This window comes from Gudongella oleilytica (assembly GCF_004101785.1).
In the GTDB taxonomy this organism is placed as follows: domain Bacteria; phylum Bacillota; class Clostridia; order Tissierellales; family Tissierellaceae; genus Gudongella; species Gudongella oleilytica.
The window spans coordinates 1563252-1582823 of sequence record NZ_CP035130.1 but is presented as its reverse complement, the minus strand read 5'-3'; the positions used below and the strand labels follow the sequence as shown (position 1 = coordinate 1582823).

Genomic DNA, 19572 nt, shown 5'->3' with positions numbered 1-19572 from the left:
ATTAAAATGAAAATAAATTTTTTTGGAATGATACTATTACTATTAACAATAATTCTTTCAGGGTGTGGAAGCGCGGAGCCTGCGTATCAGAAGGAGATGGGCATAGGTGTGTTCACTCTCGAAGAAAATATACTTTTCAACTGGTATCCAAATGGCATTGAGATAGAGGACTCTATTGTTTCTAAAAAAATCACCGAGGGATCCCTGCTATTTCAATCGGGAAAGAGAGAGAGCTTTAGTGAGCTTCCAAACCTGGAAAGCAAGAATAATATGGTATACGTGGAAAATGGATATGTCGATGGACCGCTTGCTGGTATATATTTGGGGGAAAAAGTGGAATCCATTACCAAGTTATATGACGATGTCATAAAATCACTTGATGATGGTGTCCCTGTTCTTGTTTTTTTTATTGACGGTTTATCATTTGATCAATACAGTAATGTGGCGGAAACAGGCGAATTGCATTTTTTGGGGGAGTACTATGAAGACAAAATCATCAGTGTATTTACACCAGTTACAAATGCTGGATTTGCAGCAATGATAACAGGAAAGACACCTGATGAAAATGGGGTCCATGACAGAAGCTACAGAGACCTGAAAGCAGAAAGCATATTTGGTTATGCAGATTCAATAGGGAAGAGATCCCTATTGCTGGAGGGTGAAATAAAGATCCTCAATACCGAGATAGAGCCTGTACTTCATGTGGATGTCGATAAGGATGGAGATACTGATGATGAGATGGTTATTACTGCACTTGGTGCTGTGAACGAAGACTATGATTTGATCTTCATTCATTTTCACGGGGTCGATGACAGAGGACATCAATATGGTCCTCAATCCAGTGAAACCCTGGATTATGTAAAGACCGTAGATGAGTGGATCACGAACATCTCAAGTTCCTGGGAAGGAAACATTTATGCGACCGCCGACCATGGAATGCATTCCACCAATGAGGGTGGTGACCATGGAGTATGTAGATATGAGGATATGATAGTTCCGTATTTCACAAGGGAGAAATAGAATGAATAAAACAACTAAAGCAGCAATTTTTATAATAATCATTTTAATTGTCATTTTTTTTGCTGCATTGTTACTTAATAAATCAGAGATCGAGTCCCGAAGGGAACTTTTGGAGAGCTCAGCAATAGAGGTAAAATCGAAAGATTTGAGCGATAAAGTAGATCTTGAGACTTTACAGTCTATAGGACTTGAGGACTTCGAGGCAGTACTTGATACTTCGACTACAGAAGCTTCTTTACTTGAGTATACAGGAGTTCAATTGATCAAGCTATTAGCGAGCCTGGGCTACGAAATAAATGGAAAGGATATTATTATCGCTACAGGAGCTGACGGTTTTTCCGTTGCATATTCCGGTGAGGAAGTGTTAGATTATGGCAACATCTACATAGCTGTTATGGAGGAAGGAAATTATCTGGGTGGAATTGAGGATGGAGGAAGAGGACCTTTTGAAATAATAGTTATCAACGATTCCTTTAGTAACAGGAGATGCAAGTGGGTCACAGGGATCGAGGTGGTCAAATGAAGGCAATAGAGATAACCGGGCTTTCCTTTACATACAAAGGCTCAGAGAAGAAAGCATTTACAGGCATCGACCTTGATGTGGAGGAAGGTAGTATAACCGCGGTCGTTGGCAAGAGCGGGTGTGGAAAAAGTACGCTTCTACGTTGCATTGCCGGATTGTGTCCGAGAGTATATCAGGGGGAAATGGTTGGCACTATCTCAATATTCGGTGAGAAAATATCAAGTATATCACATGTAAGCCTATCTACGATAGTTGGCATTGTATTTCAAAACCCTGCCACTCAGCTATTTTCACCAACTATTGAGGACGAGTTAGCATTTGGCCCCGAGAACCTGTGCATACCGAGAGAAGAAATTGGCAATAGAATGAACGATGTTTTAAGGATCATTGGATTAGAGAAACACAGGAATCTTAATCCAGCTAATCTTTCGGGAGGTCAGCAGCAGCTCGTTGCGATCGGATCCGTTCTGACGATGAAGCCTCGAATATTGTTGTGCGATGAGATATTGTCCTGGCTCGATTTGGAAGGAAGAAAAGCGGTAAGAGATTTGCTGATTGAGCTAAAAAAACACGGAACAACAATTTTATTAGCAGATCATAGAGATGAAAAGATAGATATTGCCGACAAAATAGTAAGATTGTAAGGGCTGAGGTCATGAAACCATTTATTGTATTTGAAAATGTTGATTTTAAGTATAGAAGGAGTAATAATATCTTCCAGAGTCTGGTTCTTGCTATCAACAGTGAAGAAACAACAGCTATCACAGGAAACAACGGTTCTGGGAAAACGACCCTGTCAAAGCTTGCTGCCGGGATGCTGCACCCTCAGAAGGGCAGGGTAGTCGTTGACGGAGAAGATATTAAAGAAATGTCCCTGGGGGAACTGGGCACTAAGCTTGGATACGTGTTTCAGGCCGTCGAGAGGCAGCTGTTCGGTATGACGGTACTGGATGAGCTGACCTTTGTTAACAGGTTGAAGGGGATTGAAGAGTCAGAGACCTATGCTAAGGCAAATAAATTGCTGGAAGCTTTTGAACTGACAGATCTCAGAGATAGACATCCCTCTACCTTGAGCTACGGAGAAAAAAGACGCCTTGCGATAGCAGCAGCACTAATGTCTGATATTAGTTTTCTAATACTTGATGAACCTACTTCATTTCTTGATCCCGATAGGATAGAGAGCTTGTCATCAACACTTGATTCTTTAAAGGCGAATGGGGTGGGAATGCTAATTATAAGTCACGATGAAGACTTTGTTGCCAGACATGCAGATAGGATAATAAGAATAGAGGACGGTGGAATAGTAGATGATCACAGACATTAGACTGGACCCCAGAACCAAGCTTATTACGGCAGCAATTTTTTCCACTCTTGCAATCGTCTACTCTGATCTAAGGATATTGGCAATAATCCTGTTAATATCGTTCATTACGTCAATATCGACGAATAAAGAGATTTCATACCTTCTGTCGAGACTCAAAGGATTATTGATACTTGTAGCAGGGATAGCAGTTATACAAAGTTTATTCACCAACTCCGGGATCCCTTTGCTCAAGATTGGCGAGATAGTTATTTTGACTGACTTTGGAGCATCAAGGGGAATTGAATTTTTGCTGCGTATGGGGATTATTGCTTCTTCTTCGCTGATTTTGGTATCATCAAGCAGCAGAGAGATGATTCAGGGAATGATCAAGCTAAGGATCCCCTATGAGATCGCTTTTATGGTGTCTGTAGGAGTAAGATTTTTTCCGGTATTTCGGGAGGAGTTTATTGATATGACAAATGCGATACAGCTTAGAGGACTTGATTTTAAGAAAATCGGGATAGGGAAAAAACTAAGGGCATATACATATTTGCTTATGCCTATTACAATCAACTCACTTATCAAAGCAAAGGAGCTATCAGTTGCCATGGAGGCAAGGTCATTCAGGGCATATCCTACTAGAACCAGTTGGGTCGTCCTTAGGTTTGGTATAATTGATTATATAGTTTTATCTATGGCATTGGTATTTGTTATGTTGATAGCTTTGTTGGGCTGATAGATCACATATTATGAGAGGTGGATTATACGTGGGTAAAATGAAGGTATTATCAGTTGTAGGGATCAGCAAATCTGGGAAAACTACGACAATTGAAAACATAATCAGAGAACTGACTAGAAGAGGAAGGTCTGTAGGGACCATCAAGGAGATACATTTTCATGAGTTCAAGATGGATATGGATGGTACCAATACTGACAGGCACAAGCAAGCAGGCGCAACATTGGTCACCGCCCGTGGTGACAAAGAAACTGATATTCTTTTTCAGGAGAAACTACCTGTCAATGAAATATTGAGGTTTTATAATCAGGATTATGTGATCATGGAAGGAGTAAGAGACAGCTCCACTGCTAAGATAGTGACAGCTCATGACATAGAAGGTATAGAATCAAGGCTTGACGGAACTGTTATAGCGATTTCCGGAAGAATAGCTTCAAAGATCAGGGAGTATAAGGGAGTACCTGTAATAAATTCCATGACTGACATAGAAGCTCTTGTTGACCTGATAGAAAAGAGAAGCTTCAGACCTTTGCCGGATGTAAGTGATGAATGCTGCAGGGCATGCGGATTTACCTGCTGCGAACTGGGAGCAAGAATAGCACAGGGACTTTCCCATAGAGGTGATTGTGTTCTTGATAGGCAGGAAGTTGTTCTTCGTATAGATGGCACAGAAATACCAATGGTGCCCTTTGTTCAAAGGATAATAAAGAATACGATAATTGGAATTTCAAGTGAGCTTAATGGCTATTCAGACAATGGGGATATAGAGATATGTGTAAGAAGGTGAAGCTTACAAGTAAAAGAAACAAGGTATATAGGTTGCTTGAAGATGAGGGAAACAGCATATTAAAGACTTTCATTGACAAAGAAGACATGAAAAGGGAGCTCAGCATACTTAGATTGCTTCATGGTAGGAACTGTAGAGTGCCTGAGGTGCTTAAGGTCACCTCAGATTCTATTTATCTTGAGGACCTTGGTGACGAAACGCTGCTGGATTGGTATGAAAGCATTGAAAAGACAAATGCGGATAGTATATTGCCAATGATACTTAAGCTGTCGGATTGGCTTGAAGCATTCTATGACACATTAAGTTCCAGTAAGTACGGCAATTATATTATGGGTGATGTAAATTTTAGGAATTTCCTGATTAAGGATGGAGAGATCTACGGCATAGACTTCGAACAGTGCAGGGAAGGTAAGATAGAAGAGGATCTTGGGAAATTAGCTGCATACTCATTGACGTATGATCCTATGATGACTGATTGGAAGAAAAATTTTGTAAAGCTTCTTGTTGAACAACTGTCGATGAAGCTTGATATTTCAAAAGATGCCATAAGCTCTGAAATGGATAAAGAGCTTATTAAGATAAGGCTCAGAAGGAAAAAGAAATAGCATAAAAAAATCTTGATATTTTTATTCTAATAAACTAATATTGTTGTGTGAAGATGAAAGGAGATGGTTCAAATTTCCAGCATTAAGAGAGTTTATATCGAAAAAAGAGATGGGTTTGACATTGAAGCCAAGCATCTGTGTCACGAGCTCAAGGATGCCTTGGGACTTAAAGATCTGAACGGGGTCAGAATACTGAATAGGTATGATTTCACCTGCAGAAGCGATGAAGAGTATGGGAAAATAACCAGGCTGATATTATCAGAGCCTAACGTGGACATTATCCATGAAGATCTTCCGGTGGAGAAAAAGGAAAGCGTTTTAGCGATCGAATTCCTGCCGGGGCAGTATGACCAGCGAGCCGACTCAGCGGTCCAGTGTATCCAAATCCTTATAGGCGATATGGAAGCAAAGGTCAAGACAGCCAAGGTACTCTTGCTTGATGGAAGCTTGACCAAAGAAGACTACAACAGAATAAGGAACTATTGTATCAACCCCATCGACTCCAGAGAAGCATCCATGGGTAAGCCTGTCTCACTCGAAGAAGAGATAAGTGAACCTGATGAAGTGGAGATCCTTGAGGGTTTTATTAATTTTTGCGACGACACTCTGGAAGCCTTCAGGATAGACAATGGGCTTGCCATGAGCCATGATGATATTCTGATGGTTCGGAGCTATTTTAAGGATGAAGAGAAAAGAGATCCATCAGTTACAGAGATTAAGGTAATAGATACATATTGGTCTGATCATTGCAGACATACAACCTTTCTTACCGAGCTTGAAGAGATCAGATTCGAGGAGGGACCTTATAAGGAAGCTATAGAAGCTTCATTTGAGAGATATCTTAAATCAAGAGAAAATACTGGAAGAACCAATTCGATAACTTTGATGGATCTTGCCACTATCAATGCCAGGGAGGAGAGACTAAAAGGGAACCTCGAAGATCTTGAGCTTTCAGATGAAATAAACGCATGCAGTATTGAGATCGAGGTAAATGTCGACGGAAAGCCCGAGAAGTGGCTTCTCATGTTTAAAAATGAGACACACAACCATCCGACAGAGGTTGAGCCCTTCGGAGGAGCTGCGACATGCCTTGGCGGAGCGATAAGAGATCCGCTGTCCGGAAGAAGCTATGTATACCAGGCTATGAGGGTAACAGGAAGCGGAGATCCAAGGCAGCCAATGGAGGAGACACTGCCCGGCAAGCTCCCTCAAAGAAAGATCACCAGAGAGGCAGCCAGAGGCTACAGCTCCTATGGCAATCAAGTCGGCCTGGCAACAGGGCAGGTGACAGAAATCTACCACCAGGGATATATTGCCAAGAGGATGGAGGTGGGTGCTGTAATCGGAGCAGCTCCCAAGGACAATGTAGTAAGGCTCAAGCCAGTAAAGGGCGACCTTATACTTCTGGTAGGCGGACGAACGGGAAGAGACGGTATTGGAGGTGCTACAGGCTCATCCAAGGCACATACAGAGGAATCCCTGGCTAAGTCAGGCGCTGAGGTCCAGAAGGGAAATGCCCCGGAGGAAAGAAAGCTTCAGAGACTATTCAGAAATCCTCAGCTTTCAAGATTGATAAAGAAATGCAATGACTTTGGAGCAGGCGGCGTATCCGTAGCGATCGGGGAGCTTGCTGACAGTCTTCACATAAGGCTCGATGTGATACCTAAGAAATACGAAGGGTTGGATGGCACAGAACTGGCGATCTCTGAATCTCAGGAAAGAATGGCTGTGGTGATTTCTCCGGATGATTTGCTAAGCTTCAAGTCACATTGCGACATGGAAAACCTGGAGGCAACTGTTGTTGCAGAGGTTACAGATACTGGAAGACTTGTGATGGAGTGGAGAGGCAAGCATATACTTGATATCAAGAGGAGCTTTCTCGACATGAACGGAGCCGGTCAAAAAACCAAGGTTAATGTCATATCAGCAGATAAGAACAATACTACAGAAAAATCCCATACCTTCAGAGATGGATTGCTTGAGTCAATGCAGGATCTTAATGTCTGCTCCCAGCAGGGCATGAACCATATATTCGATAATACTGTAGGAGCAGCTACAGTACTGATGCCATTTGGAGGCAAGTATAGGATGACGCCCATAGAGGGCATGTGCGCAAAGATCCCGGTCCTTGAAGGAGAGACTGATACCTGCAGCCTCATGACCTTCGGTTTTGATCCATATATCAGTCAATGGAGCACCTTCCATGGCGGAGCTTTTTCAGTTGTCGAGGCAGTATCAAAAATCGTAGCTATGGGCGGTGACTATAGGAAAATAAGACTGAGCATGCAGGAATATTTTGAAAAGCCGGGGAAGGATCCGGTCAAGTGGGGCAAGCCCTTCAGTGCTCTTTTAGGAGCTTACACCGCTCAGACTGAGCTTGGAATAGCTGCAATAGGGGGTAAGGACAGTATGTCAGGATCCTTCGGGGAGATGACGGTACCTCCTACGTTAATAGCCTTTGCTGTTACAACGGACTCAACAAAGAACATAATCTCGCCCGAGTTCAAAAAGCAAGGCTCGAATGTCTTCCTTGCCGATGCACAATTGGATAAGAACGACCTTCCTGATTTTGAAAGGCTTAAGGAAATCTATGCTTATGTTCGTGAACTTGTACTTGAAGGTAAAGTCTTGGCAGCAAAGACCGTTTCTCACGGAGGAATAGCCGCTTCAGTAGCAAAGATGAGCTTCGGCAATAAGATTGGCTTCTCCTTTGAGGACGGATACGGCCTGGACGAAATGTTCCAAAAGAAAACTGCAAGCATCATCCTTGAGCTGGATATAGGTGAAGATGAGGATATACCAAAGATCCTAAGGCCTTTGGGAGTAACACTAAGGGAGGATGGCTTAAGCTGGTGCGGTCAGACAGTTAGTATTTCGGAGCTGGCTGAAGAATGGCAGAATACACTTAAAGGCGTGTTCCCGTTAAAGCTGGATTCAGAAGGAGAAATAATCACTCTTACCAGTGAAGCCAAGGCAGTACCCTATAAAGGTCAAAGCATTGCAAGACCAAGGGTATTTATACCTGCATTTCCAGGCACTAACAGCGAATATGATTCCCTGAGAGCATTTCAACGAGCCGGAGCTATTGGCACTATAGGAGTGTTCAGAAACAGAAATGCTGATGATATCAAAGAGACGATCAAGGAATGGACCGAAGAAATAAAAAATAGTCAGATCATGATGATACCAGGGGGCTTCAGTGCCGGAGACGAGCCTGATGGCTCAGGAAAGTTCATAGCTGCAGTCTTCAGAAATCCATATCTTTCAGAGGCGGTAATGGACCTCATTAAAAACAGAGACGGACTGGTACTGGGAGTCTGCAACGGCTTCCAGGCTCTGATTAAATTGGGATTACTTCCATATGGAGAGATCAAGGAGCTTGATGAAAATGCTCCCACATTGACATTTAATAGAGTGGGAAGACATATTTCCCAGTTGCAGAGCGTAAGGGTATCATCTAAGCTGTCTCCATGGCTTGCATATGCATCGGTTGGAGAAGTTTTCTCACTGCCGTTGTCGCATGGAGAGGGAAGATTTGTTGCAGATGAATTGACTCTTGCTGATTTGATCAAGAACGGCCAAATAGCTTCCCAATACGTGGATCTGGATGGGAAAGCAACCAATGACGGGACCTTTAATGCAAATGGATCATTGTATGCAGTCGAGTCACTGTCTAGTCCTGACGGACGAATTTTAGGGAAGATGGGCCATTCTGAAAGATGGTCGGAGGGGATCTACAAAAACATACCTGGAAATAAGGATCAACGGCTGTTCGAAGCCGGAGTCGATTATTTCAAATAGACATAACTCAAAAGCCCTGATTCAGGGCTTTTTTGATGACTTAAAATGCATGCAATTGCAGGAAAGAGAAATCATTTAATCAATTTCATCAAATATACTGACATAAAGAACATATTGGAAATAACTCATTTAGTGACGATTGGTTTATTGCCAAATCAATCTTGATAATGTATAATAATGTCGCATATGTCCGTTTCGGTTATCCGACAATCTGGGCATAGTATTTATAATAACACTTGGAGATGATTTTGTGGCACCCAAGATCCTAAGGTATAAGCATATCCTAAACTCATTGGATTCCATTCTGGATTCCTTGCCGGACATAGTTTTCTTTAAAAGTCCTGAGGGAGTATATTTGAAATGCAATAAAAAATATCTGGAGCTTAGGGGAAAAACAAAGGAAGAAGTGTTAGGAAAATCAGATTGTCAGCTTTACCCTGAAGAGGCAGATTTCTATATGGAAATGGATAGAAGAATTGCCGAGACGGGAATGCCCATTGAATTTGGCGAATGGGTCCAGTATCCCGATGGCAGACAGATTTATGTGCATTCCATAAAAACTGCGCAATATGACAATAAGGGAAATCTGGTTGGAATACTCGGCATTGGAAGGGACATTACAGAGCAAAAGCTTATGGAGCAAAAATTAGCTGAAAGAGAGAGTTACCTGTCGACTATATTGGAAACTACAAAGGAAGGCTTCAGCATTCTTGAGATGAATGGGAAAATAGTTGAAGTGAATAATGCCTTCTGTGAAATGACTGGGTACGACAGAGAAGAGCTCATAGGTATGAATATAAGAAGCATAGATGACAAATTTGGAAGCGAAGGTATTTCAGATAATATTCGTCAGATAATTGAGGACGGCTCCACCATGCTAGACACTATCCATAGAAGAAAGGATGGAAGTATCCATAACGTTGAGGTATCCGTTACACTTCTTGACAGAGACAAGAGGCTGATGGTGTGCTTTACCAGAGACATAACTGATAGAAAGCTTGAGATGAAGGAAAAGGAGTCCCTAAGCTATATAGATCATTTGACAGGTTTGTTCAACAGGAGATATCTTGAAAAGGAGCTAAGAAGACTGGATAATCCATCTTCTCTTCCTTTGGCTGTATTGGCGATCGACGTAAACGACCTCAAGCTAACCAATGATGCCTTTGGTCATCAGGGTGGCGATGAACTTCTTAGAGAAGTAGGCGACGTCCTCAGGAGAAGCTGCAGGGATGAAGATATTCTCGGAAGGGCAGGAGGGGATGAGTTTGTTATTTACCTGCCCAGGACCAGCAAAGAGGCCGCTGAAAAGGTCAAGGAGAGAATCCTCAAAGAAACTTCTGAGACCAGGGTAGAGCCCATGTTCCTTTCGCTGTCGGTAGGCATAGCAGTTAAGAAGGATAATTCACAACAGATTGGAGACATCCTTAAAGAAGCCGACAATTCCATGTACTACGACAAGGTACAATTCGCAAGGGCGAGGAAACAGGCAGCTCTGGAAAAATTCCTTGAAATCATATTTACTAAGACCCCATATGAAAAGCTGCATGCTGAAAGAGTTTCTGAACTAAGCTTCGCCCTGGCAAAAGAAACCGGCTTAAGTGAGGACAGGCTGGTGGGCTTCAAGGATGTGGCATATATGCACGATATCGGAAAGATTTCTATTTCTGAAAATATTTTAAATAAACCGGACAAGCTGACACTGGCAGAGTGGGATGAAATCAAGCATCACCCTGCTATTGGCTACAGGATCCTCAAGGGAGTGGAAGGCTATTCCTTCCATGCGAGGGTTATACTTTATCACCATGAGAGGTGGGATGGTACAGGTTACCCTATGGGAGCCAAGGGAGACAGGATCCCCATATTATCCAGGATACTTGCTATAGCTGACGCCTACGAGGCAATGACGGCAGACAGACCATATAGAGGAAAAATGAGCGATGAAGAGGCTGTAGAGGAGCTAAAGAATAATTCAGGGATACAATTCGATCCGGAGCTGGTTGAGATTTTTATAGAGAAGGTTTTGAGAGGAAAATAGAAGAGAGTCCGGAAATCCGGACTCTCTAATTACGTCATTTATCTGAATATTGGAAGTGGATCGTTGCCAACCTATACCTTTGGATCAACAACTACAACATCATCTTCAAAGTCAAATTCTCAAGTTACTTCCTCACCATCCCAGAAGATATCAACATAGCCTACAAGATATCCCTTGGTTATAACGCCCTGTGCTGCTCCAGCGTATATTGGTTTAGTATAAATTGGATCTACTACAGATCCTACACCTTCAACTAAATCTCCAAGGTACATGCTCCAGCCCCAGTTATTTGATGTTAGCCCAAGATCTGTAATGAATCGCTTGTTACCAAACATCCATGCTGTTTCATCACTGTGGCACAGGTTGTAGAAATCGAGTTGCATATTTGGATCTTCACAATCTGAAGCACCCTCTGATAAATCAACATAGATGCAGTCCTCTTCAGGGCCTACTTGTAGCCAGTAATTACCGTCCTTCATCCAGAATCCATATTTTTCTAATGGGTTATCCTCTTCATCAAATACTCCTTTTGATAAATAAAAAAACCGACCTTATAGATCGGCTAAGCTACCCGCTACCAAGGTGAAAAGCTTCTAAATACACACTTCGGTCATCGCCACCGTATGTAAATCAAACACCGCTAAGAATGTAATCGTATGCGTTGAGATTAGACCAATACATAGAATATATAGACATATATAAATGTTAATTATTTTTAATATCATATGTGAAAAAGGAATTTATAGATGCGTAAAATTGCCTCCCACTTGACTTTTAATGCAATCTGGCATCATAATGTTACTATATTGACAAATATATGACTAATTTTGGAGGAGACATGAAAAACAAAGAGTTGAAGGCTAGTTTACTTCTGCTGTTGACAGCTGCCATATGGGGATTCGCATTTGTAGCTCAAAGAAAGGGAATGGACTACATAGGACCATTCACGTATACAGGTATCAGGTTTTTATTGGGAAGTCTGTCATTGCTGCCGGTGATAAAGCTTTTTGGTGGAAGAAAGGAATCGGGTAATAAAGGCGATACGTCGAAGGATATTGTTAAGGCAGGTATTATTGCAGGGACCGTTTTGTTTATTGCAGCCACCTTCCAGCAGGTGGGTCTCCAATACACTACAGCGGGTAAGGCAGGCTTTATAACAAGTCTTTATATAGTCATTGTACCAATTATGGGCCTATTTATGAAGCAAAGGAGCAATGCCTTTATTTGGATAGGGGCCATAGTTGCAGCCTTTGGACTGTATCTGTTAAGCATCAACGAAGATCTTACCATTCAATTTGGAGACCTGCTGCAGTTGATAGGAGCATTTTTCTGGGCAGCACATATTATCATCCTTGGCATCGTTGCCAAGAAACTTGACCCGTTAAAATTCTCAGCAGTTCAGTTTACCGTGACTGGCACATGGGCAATTATCGCAGCTTTTATATTTGAGGATATTCAATTGGGAGGGATCATGGATGCGTCGATCCCACTTCTCTATGGAGGCATATTCTCTGCAGGAATTGCTTATACTATTCAGGCGATCGCTCAGAAGGATGCTAAAACATCACATGCTGCTATAGCCTTAAGTATGGAGGCCGTGTTTGCAGCTATTGGCGGAGCAATAATTCTCCATGAAAGGCTGCCTTTGAAAGGATATATAGGTGCAGGCCTTATGCTGGCCGGGATGCTTATTTCACAGGCTGACAATTTTAGAAAAATGCCTGAGACAAAGTAGTAGAAAGAAATATATTACTTCGAATATGATCGGCTGATTATCCAGCCATTTTTCTTTTTTAAAAATTAGATAAAAATTATTGGTTTTGTCATATTTGTGCAATAATTCATAGAGATAATGTAATCAAGAAAAAGAAAAGGAGGCGGGTTAAAATGATGCTTGTTCCTATACTGCTAATAGTGCTTGTGTATTTGTTGTTCTCTGATGGCAGGAAGAATATCTACATTAAGAGTGAGGATAATGCAGAAAGCATATTGAAGGAGCGTTACGTAAACGGTGAGATAGATGAAGAGACCTTCAGAAAAATGCGGTCTGTGATCAAGAAATAAGGGGATGTAAAAGGAGGGTATTATTATGATGTTTGCAAGAGGGGCTTATGGGATTGGAAGGTGCCTGAGCGGAGGTTTCTTCGGTCCTTGGCATATGATGATCGGGTTAGGGCTTTTAATCGCTATTGCAGCTGTTATCATACTGCTGGTAAGAAAAAATAAAGCGACCGGAAACGATGATGATCTGTTGGCTATGCTTAAGGAGAGGTACGTTAGAGGCGAGATCAGCGAGGAAGAGTATATAAACAAGAGAAACACTTTGACCAGGAGGTAATTTAGATGAAAAAAACTGCGATTGCAATGCTTGTAGTTTCAGGTTTGTTGTTAACTGTAGGGATACTTGGCGGAATAAAAACAGCTAATGCGATGATGGATACAAATTATTTTGAAATCAGGGACGAGAATGTTCCGGCATATGAAGATTCAGTGATGCCCGGATGGAGAAGGTATCAGGATGACTCAGGAGCATATGGCAGACCAAGAGGAATGATGGGCTGGAGATATAACGAGAATTATGCTGATGATGGAATTTACAGAGACATGATGGGACGAGGAAGCTGGCAGGAACCGCTTGTAGAAGGGGAAAAGCTCGATAAGGACTCTGCTAAGAAAAGAGCTGAAGATTTTATTGAGTTTCATAATCTGGATTTTGTGGTAGGTGATATATCTGAGGATGAGGATGGTTATTTCGAAATAAATCTTGTGGATAAAGATTCTGGAGAATTAGAACTCAAGCTGATAGCAGATATTGACACTGGCCTGGTATTTCCGGAGTATTGCCATGGGAATATGGGTAGATTTAATGGGAGAAGGAACTAGCAGTAGATAAGCAAGAGGTGAGGGAATGAATCGAAAAGTATTGGTAGTAGAGGACCAAAGAGAGATCAGTAGTATAATAATCAAGTATCTTGAAAACGAGGGCTATGATTATCAGTTGGCTGAGGATGGTTTGTCCGCTCTCGATACTTTTTCTGATGACTTCTTTCACCTTGTTTTATTGGACGTTATGATCCCTGGCATAGATGGCTTCCAGGTGCTCAGCGAGATAAGGAAAGTTTCTAATGTACCTGTGATCATGCTTACTGCCAGAGAACTGGAGCCGGATCGTATAAAGGGCTTTGATCTCGGTGCAGATGATTATGTTATTAAGCCCTTTAGCCCTAAAGAACTGATGAGGCGGATCAAGTCCTTGTTCAAGAGAGTATACAATGAAAACAGTAGTCAGATAATTGAGTTAGGGGACTTGAAATTAAACATGGGGAGTATGACTCTGGAAAAACGAGGACAGACAGTGGAGCTTACCTCAGTTGAATTCAGGCTTTTAAAGGTATTAGTGGAGAACAGAGGGATAGTGCTAAGCAGGGAGCAAATAATCAACTTAGCCTTTGGTATTGATTACGAAGGTATAGATAGAAACATCGACAGTTATATAAGAAGACTCAGGGCAAAACTGGAGGATGACCCTGGAAAGCCTAAGTATTTAGTGACCAAATATGGTGCAGGCTATGTTTTTGGAGGTGATCAGCAATGAGCATAAAGAGAATGCTGCTGATCATACTCCTTTTGGTTGCGCTGATATCAGTAGGCATCAACGCTGTTATTTTGGGCTCTTTGACAGATAGATTCTTCTCAAACTATTTAAACGAGGTCTATGATAATCACATTGAACAAATAATGGACTATGCTCTCAAGGTGCTTAAGGAGAAGACAATTACAAAAGAACAGCTTAAGGCAGATATGGAGACTCACTTGGTCGACCCGATATTCAGGATAAGACTATTTGACTCGGAGGGTAAACTTTTGGAGGATGTCTCTTCTGACATGCATATGCGTGGGATGATGATGGACGGAAGATTGGCAAGAATGAGATCAAACGGGGACGAAGTTACAGACCAGTTTATCCTGGAGGATGACGGCGGAACCTGGGGTTCCATATACATTACAAGATATAGTGCAGCAGACAATTCTCTTGTGGCAAGATTATTTAAGATGTCTTTGCTCTCCAACAGCTTAAGGGCTGTAATGATTGCAATGGCAATCTCAGCGTCTATTGCACTTCTCATTAGCAGGCTTATGAGCAAAGATCTGAAGGAAACTGCCATACTGGCTTCTGACATTCAGTCAGGAAAGCAGGTAAAGTTCGAAAGGTCTATAGTTTCAGAGATCACAAGCATTAGGAGCAGCCTCCATGATCTTAGCACAAAACTGAGATTGAAGCAGAAAGGGAGAAAAGAACTCACTGATAAGCTTATACATGAGACCAGAACACCCTTGACGATCATAAAAACCCACCTTGAAGGTATAGAGGATGGCGTTATTGCAGCCGATCAGGTTGAAATCGAACTTTTGAAAAACCAGGTTGAGATTATAACCTCTCTTATAAAAGGCTTGAGCGGAATGATAGAAGCTGATGTGCTGCAGAATGAAATGAGCATAGAGGAATTTGAGCTGAATAAGCTTCTGAAGCAGATATTAAGTGGATTAAGCACACAGTTTTCAAATAAAGGATTAAAAATCATACTTGATTCTGAAGATAAGGTTATCATGAGAACAGATAAATTTAAGCTTAGTCAGGTATTTTACAATTTACTCAATAATGCCTGGAAATATACTGACGCTGGAGGTCATGTAACAATTTCATACAATAGGTCCGGTGATTTTATCAACATAAATATAGCAGATAACGGATCTGGAATAGACAATGACGATCTTAAGCATATCTTCGATGCCTATTATCGAGGCAAGGATCAAGCTGGATCAGGTGACGGAATTGGCCTTTATATTGTCAAAGGAAATATGACATTACTTGGAGGGGATGTAACTGTAAGCTCAGCAGTAGGTGATGGAACAGAGTTTGTTCTGAGCTTGCCTGTCACTTATAACAATGGGGAAGCAGAGGAGGTATAACGGCGATGGAAGCAAGGAAGCAATTGGAACTGGCAGACTGGATTGTTGTGAGCTTAATAAAACGGTCCAAAAATTAATATGCGAATCAATGAACAATTATATTGAATATGGTAATTGCAACTGATAGAATCAGACTGTTGATTACATTATTGAGGCTCCCAGATTTGGGAGTCTTATTGATTTAAGGAGATGCTTTTGTTGAAAAAAATTACTAAATACATAGGAATGAGAACTTTAAAAACTGCTATAGGTGCAGCGCTGGCAATTTTCATCGCCCAGCTGCTTGGTCTGGACTATGGTGTAAATACAGCCATAGTCGTCATCCTGAGCCTTCAAAACACTAAAAGAAAGTCTCTTAACCTTGCTGGTGTAAGAATAGCTTCATCAGTTATTGCCTTATCCATAGCCTGGGCTGTTTTTTCGGTAATTGGCTTTAATCCTGCCGCCTTTGGCTTTTACCTCCTGTTATTTATACCAATAGTCGTAAGATTCAGGTTAAATGAAGGCCTGGTTCCAAGCTCGGTTCTAGTAAGTCATCTTCTGGCATCTAATTCAGTTGCCATGGCAAGCCTGATCAACGAATTTGCACAAATGGTAATTGGCGCTTCAATAGCTCTTGTTCTGAATCTTTATATACCTGGTATTGAAAGTCACATTCTCTCTGACCTAGTGAGGATCAAGCAGCTGAAATTCGGCATACTTGGGAAAATGGGAAATATACTTTGTAAAAATGAAAAAACTGGGGATATTCGTTCACTTTTGTCAGAGCTAAGTGAAAGGATAAAGCTTGCAATCCAAAGAGTAACCAGTGAGTATGGGGATAATTTTAATAGAAGCATGGATTATTATCTTAGGTATTTGAAAATGGAAGCTGATCATCTGGACACATTGGAGTACATGGAACGACAAGTCACTATTCTATCGGAAAGTGATGAGGAATGTGGAATTGCATCCGAATTTACAGTAAAAATCTTGGAACAGCTTAAGAAACAGAGCATCGAAAAGGAAGCAGCTGATACGCTGAAGGAATACCTGGATGCCTACTCTTATAGAGGAAATGCAAAAACCAGGGAAGAATTCAGGAACAAGGCGGCTCTATTTGAGTATTTGACCGATCTTTACAGATTGCTTGAAATTAAATCGGAATTTTTAAAAAGTCTGAATTATAATGATAGAAAGCTTTTTAGAGAAATGCACGAAGAAATATTTACTTCCAAGAACGACTTGGAATAAAAATTGACAAAAAACCTTCAAAATATTGTAAATTATCTCTGATTATTGTATCATTATGTTAAACCTGTTTCATTATTCTGAGAATGGGGCTGAACATATTGATAATACCTAATGTAGCAATGATTATGGAGATGGTTCTGGTAAATGTTTATTCGACTCTTTCATGCTCAGGAAAGAAAAAATCAGCCTTGAGCACTTGGTCATATCTGGTTTTGTTCTCAGCGGCATTATTCGCATTAATAGGTTATTTGATTCCGGAGATAGCTCTCTATGCATTGGAGGACAGATACAGGCTGTTGTCCTTTACAGGTGTAGTTTACCTTATTCCACTGATTTTACTTACCAAGCAGCCATACAAGCATACTATGGTCATATTCAATACGTTCTGGATATATTCCCTGATAATTTTTGCAATATCATACAGGATAGCGTGCATTACATGTATTGTCAGCAAATCCTTAGATTCGTTGGTGATCCAGACAGCAGCTTACTTAATTACCCTCCCTGTATTATTGAAGTTTATGAAGAAAAAAATGACTTATACTCTCCAGAACATAAAGGAAGAGACACTAAATTCGCTCTTATCCTTGTCGGTATCAGTGATCCTGGTGATCTATACCATAAAATACGCATTGGAGAATGGTGGATCTGATTTAGTTGAAATCAGTTTATTCCTGTTGCTGGGAGCATGCTTCGCAATAACCTTCCAGCTTGCATACTCATTGGTGGAGGCAAGTAAGTCAGTTGAAATGTTGGGGATAAAAACAAAGACCGACCCACTGACAAGACTGAAAAACAGGGAAGCGATGATTGAGGATGCTACCGGAAGGCTTCGCAATGGCAATCCATTCTGTTTGATTTTCATAGATCTTGATAATTTTAAAACTATAAATGATAATCATGGTCATAGCATTGGGGACGACTACCTTATAGCCTTTTCAAACTCTGCCAGAAGGCTGCTTGATTCAAAGGATAGGTTTTACAGAATATCCGGAGACGAGTTTGTCGTGTTAAAGGATGGGAGTTTTTGTAAAAAAGCATGTACTGAGTTTGAGAATCTAAGATTCTTGAACGATCCATCAGGCATAAAATTTCTTGGTTTAAGCACTGGCTATGCAAATTATCCTGAAGATGCCAAAAACATTAGTGAACTGTTGGGAATAGCAGACTCAAGGATGTACCAGAATAAGAAGAAAAAGCATAAGAGTACCTTTGAATAAGTCTTTCAGTTGCAAGAGTGCCGAGGAATGTTTATCTGGTTGTCATAGGGGTATCACTTGAATGTGGCGAAGTGGTGATGCAGTTGATTTGAAAGGAGAGTCCCTATGTCTGTGGTAAAGGTAATAGAAATACTTGCAGAATCGACAAAAAGCTGGGAAGACGCTACACAGATAGCAGTTACTGAAGCATCGAAGACAGTTAAGAATATTCAAAGTGTGTATGTAAAGGATTTTCAGGCAGTTGTAAGCGATGGACTGATCACCAGGTATAGAGTAGACGCTAAGATATCCTTCATAGTAGAATGACGAAAAAGAGCCGCCGGGGGAACCCGGTGGCTTTACATAAAATGGAGATGATGACATGGCAAGAAGAGCAGTTTATTATATGGCGGTAAAGGAAGGAATAGACCATGTGGCAGCACCGGTTTATTCAGCACTGAATTCTTTATTGAGTTTTACTGAAAAAAGTATTGAAGTGGATGGATACCCGGTCCTGGAATACATAGATGATAAAGGGGATCTTTTTTGGTTCGTAAGAACCGGGAAGGTTGTTTGTCACGACTATAACAGGTATCTGCCAGCGATGCTCGAGCATTTTTCCGACTTTGACGTTGCAGGCCTTATAACATGGCATGAGGGAGAAAATGCCCCTGATAAAGTATTCTCAGTACATACCACCGGAGATGTTGACACAGGGAACTTCGGCCCTGCATCCCCCAGATACATGCATAACCTGTTGGTATGGCTGGAAAAAAACAGGCTGAGAGAGGGTCTGGAGGCTTTCTCGGTTACTACTGAGGCGACCCACTGGTCTGGAATTATGTACGGAGATGCAGCGCCTGAACTTATTCCTGTCTATAAAGTGCCCATAATGGATATTGAGATTGGCAGCACAGAAGAAAGCTGGGGAGATGAAAATGCAGCAAAGGTTCTTTCTGCTTCACTTCTTAGGATTTTTGATGATGATGGACTGACGCTTAAAAATATTCTTTGTGCTGGCGGTACACATTTCGACAGAGCTTTCTCAGGGGAGATCTTTAGGATATGGGAAGATAAAGCATATGGAATATCACATATCATACCAAACCAGTGGCTTGTTACAGGAGGATACGATGGAGACAGGGGACTGGAAAAACTAAAGGGCTGCGTCGATTCCATAGATGGTGGTATCCATGGTATAGCAATGCATGATGGGCTAAAAGGAGCATATAAAGAGAAACTGAGAGAGCTTGGTAAGGATTATGGGGTACCAGTTTTCAAGCATCAACAGCTTAGGAAACCGGAACTAATTGAATGGGCAAAATAAATAGATAAACATGAATATGATTGGGTATATAC

Annotated in this window: 20 protein-coding genes; 19 read left to right on the top strand and 1 reads right to left on the bottom strand. The window is 41.3% G+C overall.

All coding sequences use genetic code 11. The features are described 5' to 3' along the window. Nucleotides 1-6: 6 nt before the first annotated feature. The 9 genes from EC328_RS07570 to EC328_RS07530 all read left to right on the top strand — a co-directional run bounded on the left by EC328_RS07570 (nucleotide 7) and on the right by EC328_RS07530 (nucleotide 10810). A complete protein-coding gene (locus tag EC328_RS07570; RefSeq protein ID WP_128426211.1) occupies nucleotides 7-1020 on the top strand; it encodes an alkaline phosphatase family protein in 1014 nt (337 codons plus the stop codon). 1 nt (nucleotide 1021) lies between these two features. Beyond that, nucleotides 1022-1543: a hypothetical protein gene (locus EC328_RS07565; RefSeq protein WP_128426210.1), complete on the top strand. Its 522-nt coding sequence runs from the start codon at nucleotides 1022-1024 to the stop codon at nucleotides 1541-1543. Continuing rightward, nucleotides 1540-2187 carry an ABC transporter ATP-binding protein gene (locus tag EC328_RS07560; RefSeq protein WP_128426209.1) on the top strand — a complete coding sequence of 216 codons (648 nt, stop codon included), beginning with the start codon at nucleotides 1540-1542 and terminating at the stop codon, nucleotides 2185-2187. The genes EC328_RS07565 and EC328_RS07560 overlap by 4 nt, the downstream gene beginning before the upstream one ends. Before the next feature lie 11 nt (nucleotides 2188-2198). Continuing rightward, nucleotides 2199-2867, top strand: a complete 669-nt coding sequence (locus tag EC328_RS07555) for an energy-coupling factor ABC transporter ATP-binding protein (RefSeq protein WP_128426208.1) — start codon at nucleotides 2199-2201, stop codon at nucleotides 2865-2867. Then, the gene (locus tag EC328_RS07550; RefSeq protein ID WP_128426207.1) at nucleotides 2851-3582 is read left to right on the top strand and encodes an energy-coupling factor transporter transmembrane component T family protein; all 732 of its coding nucleotides are present in this window, start codon (nucleotides 2851-2853) and stop codon (nucleotides 3580-3582) included. The genes EC328_RS07555 and EC328_RS07550 overlap by 17 nt, the downstream gene beginning before the upstream one ends. A gap of 40 nt (nucleotides 3583-3622) precedes the next feature. Beyond that, complete coding sequence (gene mobB / locus EC328_RS07545) at nucleotides 3623-4369, top strand: molybdopterin-guanine dinucleotide biosynthesis protein B (RefSeq protein ID WP_128427027.1); 747 nt, start codon at nucleotides 3623-3625, stop codon at nucleotides 4367-4369. After that, the gene (locus EC328_RS07540; RefSeq protein ID WP_128426206.1) at nucleotides 4354-4974 is read left to right on the top strand and encodes an RIO1 family regulatory kinase/ATPase domain-containing protein; all 621 of its coding nucleotides are present in this window, start codon (nucleotides 4354-4356) and stop codon (nucleotides 4972-4974) included. Before mobB ends, EC328_RS07540 begins: the two co-directional genes overlap by 16 nt. Nucleotides 4975-5037: 63 nt before the next feature. Continuing rightward, nucleotides 5038-8775, top strand: coding sequence for a phosphoribosylformylglycinamidine synthase (locus tag EC328_RS07535; RefSeq protein ID WP_128426205.1), 3738 nt, complete (start codon nucleotides 5038-5040; stop codon nucleotides 8773-8775). A 250-nt stretch (nucleotides 8776-9025) separates the two neighbouring features. Beyond that, nucleotides 9026-10810 (top strand): PAS domain S-box protein, encoded by a 1785-nt coding sequence (locus EC328_RS07530; RefSeq protein WP_128426204.1) that lies wholly within the window; start codon nucleotides 9026-9028, stop codon nucleotides 10808-10810. A gap of 119 nt (nucleotides 10811-10929) precedes the next feature. On the opposite strand, the gene EC328_RS07525 is transcribed toward EC328_RS07530, so the two are convergent. Further along, on the bottom strand, nucleotides 10930-11289 hold the full coding sequence (locus tag EC328_RS07525; protein WP_128426203.1) for a hypothetical protein: 360 nt from the start codon (nucleotides 11287-11289) through the stop codon (nucleotides 10930-10932). Between the two features lie 338 nt (nucleotides 11290-11627). On the opposite strand from EC328_RS07525, the gene EC328_RS07520 reads away from it, so the two are divergent. The 10 genes from EC328_RS07520 to EC328_RS07475 all read left to right on the top strand — a co-directional run bounded on the left by EC328_RS07520 (nucleotide 11628) and on the right by EC328_RS07475 (nucleotide 19540). Next, a complete protein-coding gene (locus EC328_RS07520) occupies nucleotides 11628-12545 on the top strand; it encodes a DMT family transporter (RefSeq protein ID WP_206363834.1) in 918 nt (305 codons plus the stop codon). 152 nt (nucleotides 12546-12697) lie between these two features. After that, entirely contained in the window at nucleotides 12698-12874 is a 177-nt protein-coding gene (locus EC328_RS07515; protein WP_128426202.1) for an SHOCT domain-containing protein, read from the top strand. A gap of 25 nt (nucleotides 12875-12899) precedes the next feature. After that, nucleotides 12900-13148, top strand: coding sequence for an SHOCT domain-containing protein (locus EC328_RS07510; protein WP_206363833.1), 249 nt, complete (start codon nucleotides 12900-12902; stop codon nucleotides 13146-13148). 5 nt (nucleotides 13149-13153) lie between these two features. Beyond that, a complete protein-coding gene (locus EC328_RS07505) occupies nucleotides 13154-13693 on the top strand; it encodes a hypothetical protein (RefSeq protein WP_128426201.1) in 540 nt (179 codons plus the stop codon). Nucleotides 13694-13718: 25 nt separating this feature from the next. Continuing rightward, entirely contained in the window at nucleotides 13719-14405 is a 687-nt protein-coding gene (locus EC328_RS07500; RefSeq protein ID WP_128426200.1) for a response regulator transcription factor, read from the top strand. Then, entirely contained in the window at nucleotides 14402-15781 is a 1380-nt protein-coding gene (locus EC328_RS07495) for a sensor histidine kinase (protein WP_128426199.1), read from the top strand. Before EC328_RS07500 ends, EC328_RS07495 begins: the two co-directional genes overlap by 4 nt. 198 nt (nucleotides 15782-15979) lie before the next feature. Next, nucleotides 15980-17014: an aromatic acid exporter family protein gene (locus EC328_RS07490; protein WP_164906062.1), complete on the top strand. Its 1035-nt coding sequence runs from the start codon at nucleotides 15980-15982 to the stop codon at nucleotides 17012-17014. Between the two features lie 98 nt (nucleotides 17015-17112). Beyond that, on the top strand, nucleotides 17113-18234 hold the full coding sequence (locus EC328_RS07485) for a GGDEF domain-containing protein (protein ID WP_164906061.1): 1122 nt from the start codon (nucleotides 17113-17115) through the stop codon (nucleotides 18232-18234). Between the two features lie 105 nt (nucleotides 18235-18339). After that, nucleotides 18340-18540: a dodecin family protein gene (locus tag EC328_RS07480; RefSeq protein WP_128426196.1), complete on the top strand. Its 201-nt coding sequence runs from the start codon at nucleotides 18340-18342 to the stop codon at nucleotides 18538-18540. Nucleotides 18541-18595: 55 nt separating this feature from the next. Continuing rightward, nucleotides 18596-19540: a D-aminoacyl-tRNA deacylase gene (locus EC328_RS07475; protein WP_128426195.1), complete on the top strand. Its 945-nt coding sequence runs from the start codon at nucleotides 18596-18598 to the stop codon at nucleotides 19538-19540. Nucleotides 19541-19572: the final 32 nt, after the last annotated feature.

Excerpts from the sequence above, each read along its gene's own strand:
- EC328_RS07560 (WP_128426209.1), top strand. The coding sequence starts at position 1,540 with ATGAAGGCAATAGAGATAACCGGGCTTTCCTTTACATACAAAGGCTCA.
- EC328_RS07525 (WP_128426203.1), bottom strand. The coding sequence starts at position 11,289 with ATGAAGGACGGTAATTACTGGCTACAAGTAGGCCCTGAAGAGGACTGC.
- EC328_RS07520 (WP_206363834.1), top strand. The coding sequence starts at position 11,628 with ATGACTAATTTTGGAGGAGACATGAAAAACAAAGAGTTGAAGGCTAGT.
- EC328_RS07565 (WP_128426210.1), top strand. The coding sequence starts at position 1,022 with ATGAATAAAACAACTAAAGCAGCAATTTTTATAATAATCATTTTAATT.
- EC328_RS07570 (WP_128426211.1), top strand. The coding sequence starts at position 7 with ATGAAAATAAATTTTTTTGGAATGATACTATTACTATTAACAATAATT.
- EC328_RS07505 (WP_128426201.1), top strand. The coding sequence starts at position 13,154 with ATGAAAAAAACTGCGATTGCAATGCTTGTAGTTTCAGGTTTGTTGTTA.
- EC328_RS07480 (WP_128426196.1), top strand. The coding sequence starts at position 18,340 with ATGTCTGTGGTAAAGGTAATAGAAATACTTGCAGAATCGACAAAAAGC.
- EC328_RS07550 (WP_128426207.1), top strand. The coding sequence starts at position 2,851 with ATGATCACAGACATTAGACTGGACCCCAGAACCAAGCTTATTACGGCA.
- EC328_RS07535 (WP_128426205.1), top strand. The coding sequence starts at position 5,038 with ATGGTTCAAATTTCCAGCATTAAGAGAGTTTATATCGAAAAAAGAGAT.
- EC328_RS07475 (WP_128426195.1), top strand. The coding sequence starts at position 18,596 with ATGGCAAGAAGAGCAGTTTATTATATGGCGGTAAAGGAAGGAATAGAC.
- EC328_RS07500 (WP_128426200.1), top strand. The coding sequence starts at position 13,719 with ATGAATCGAAAAGTATTGGTAGTAGAGGACCAAAGAGAGATCAGTAGT.
- mobB (WP_128427027.1), top strand. The coding sequence starts at position 3,623 with ATGAAGGTATTATCAGTTGTAGGGATCAGCAAATCTGGGAAAACTACG.
- EC328_RS07495 (WP_128426199.1), top strand. The coding sequence starts at position 14,402 with ATGAGCATAAAGAGAATGCTGCTGATCATACTCCTTTTGGTTGCGCTG.
- EC328_RS07515 (WP_128426202.1), top strand. The coding sequence starts at position 12,698 with ATGATGCTTGTTCCTATACTGCTAATAGTGCTTGTGTATTTGTTGTTC.
- EC328_RS07540 (WP_128426206.1), top strand. The coding sequence starts at position 4,354 with ATGTGTAAGAAGGTGAAGCTTACAAGTAAAAGAAACAAGGTATATAGG.
- EC328_RS07555 (WP_128426208.1), top strand. The coding sequence starts at position 2,199 with ATGAAACCATTTATTGTATTTGAAAATGTTGATTTTAAGTATAGAAGG.
- EC328_RS07510 (WP_206363833.1), top strand. The coding sequence starts at position 12,900 with ATGATGTTTGCAAGAGGGGCTTATGGGATTGGAAGGTGCCTGAGCGGA.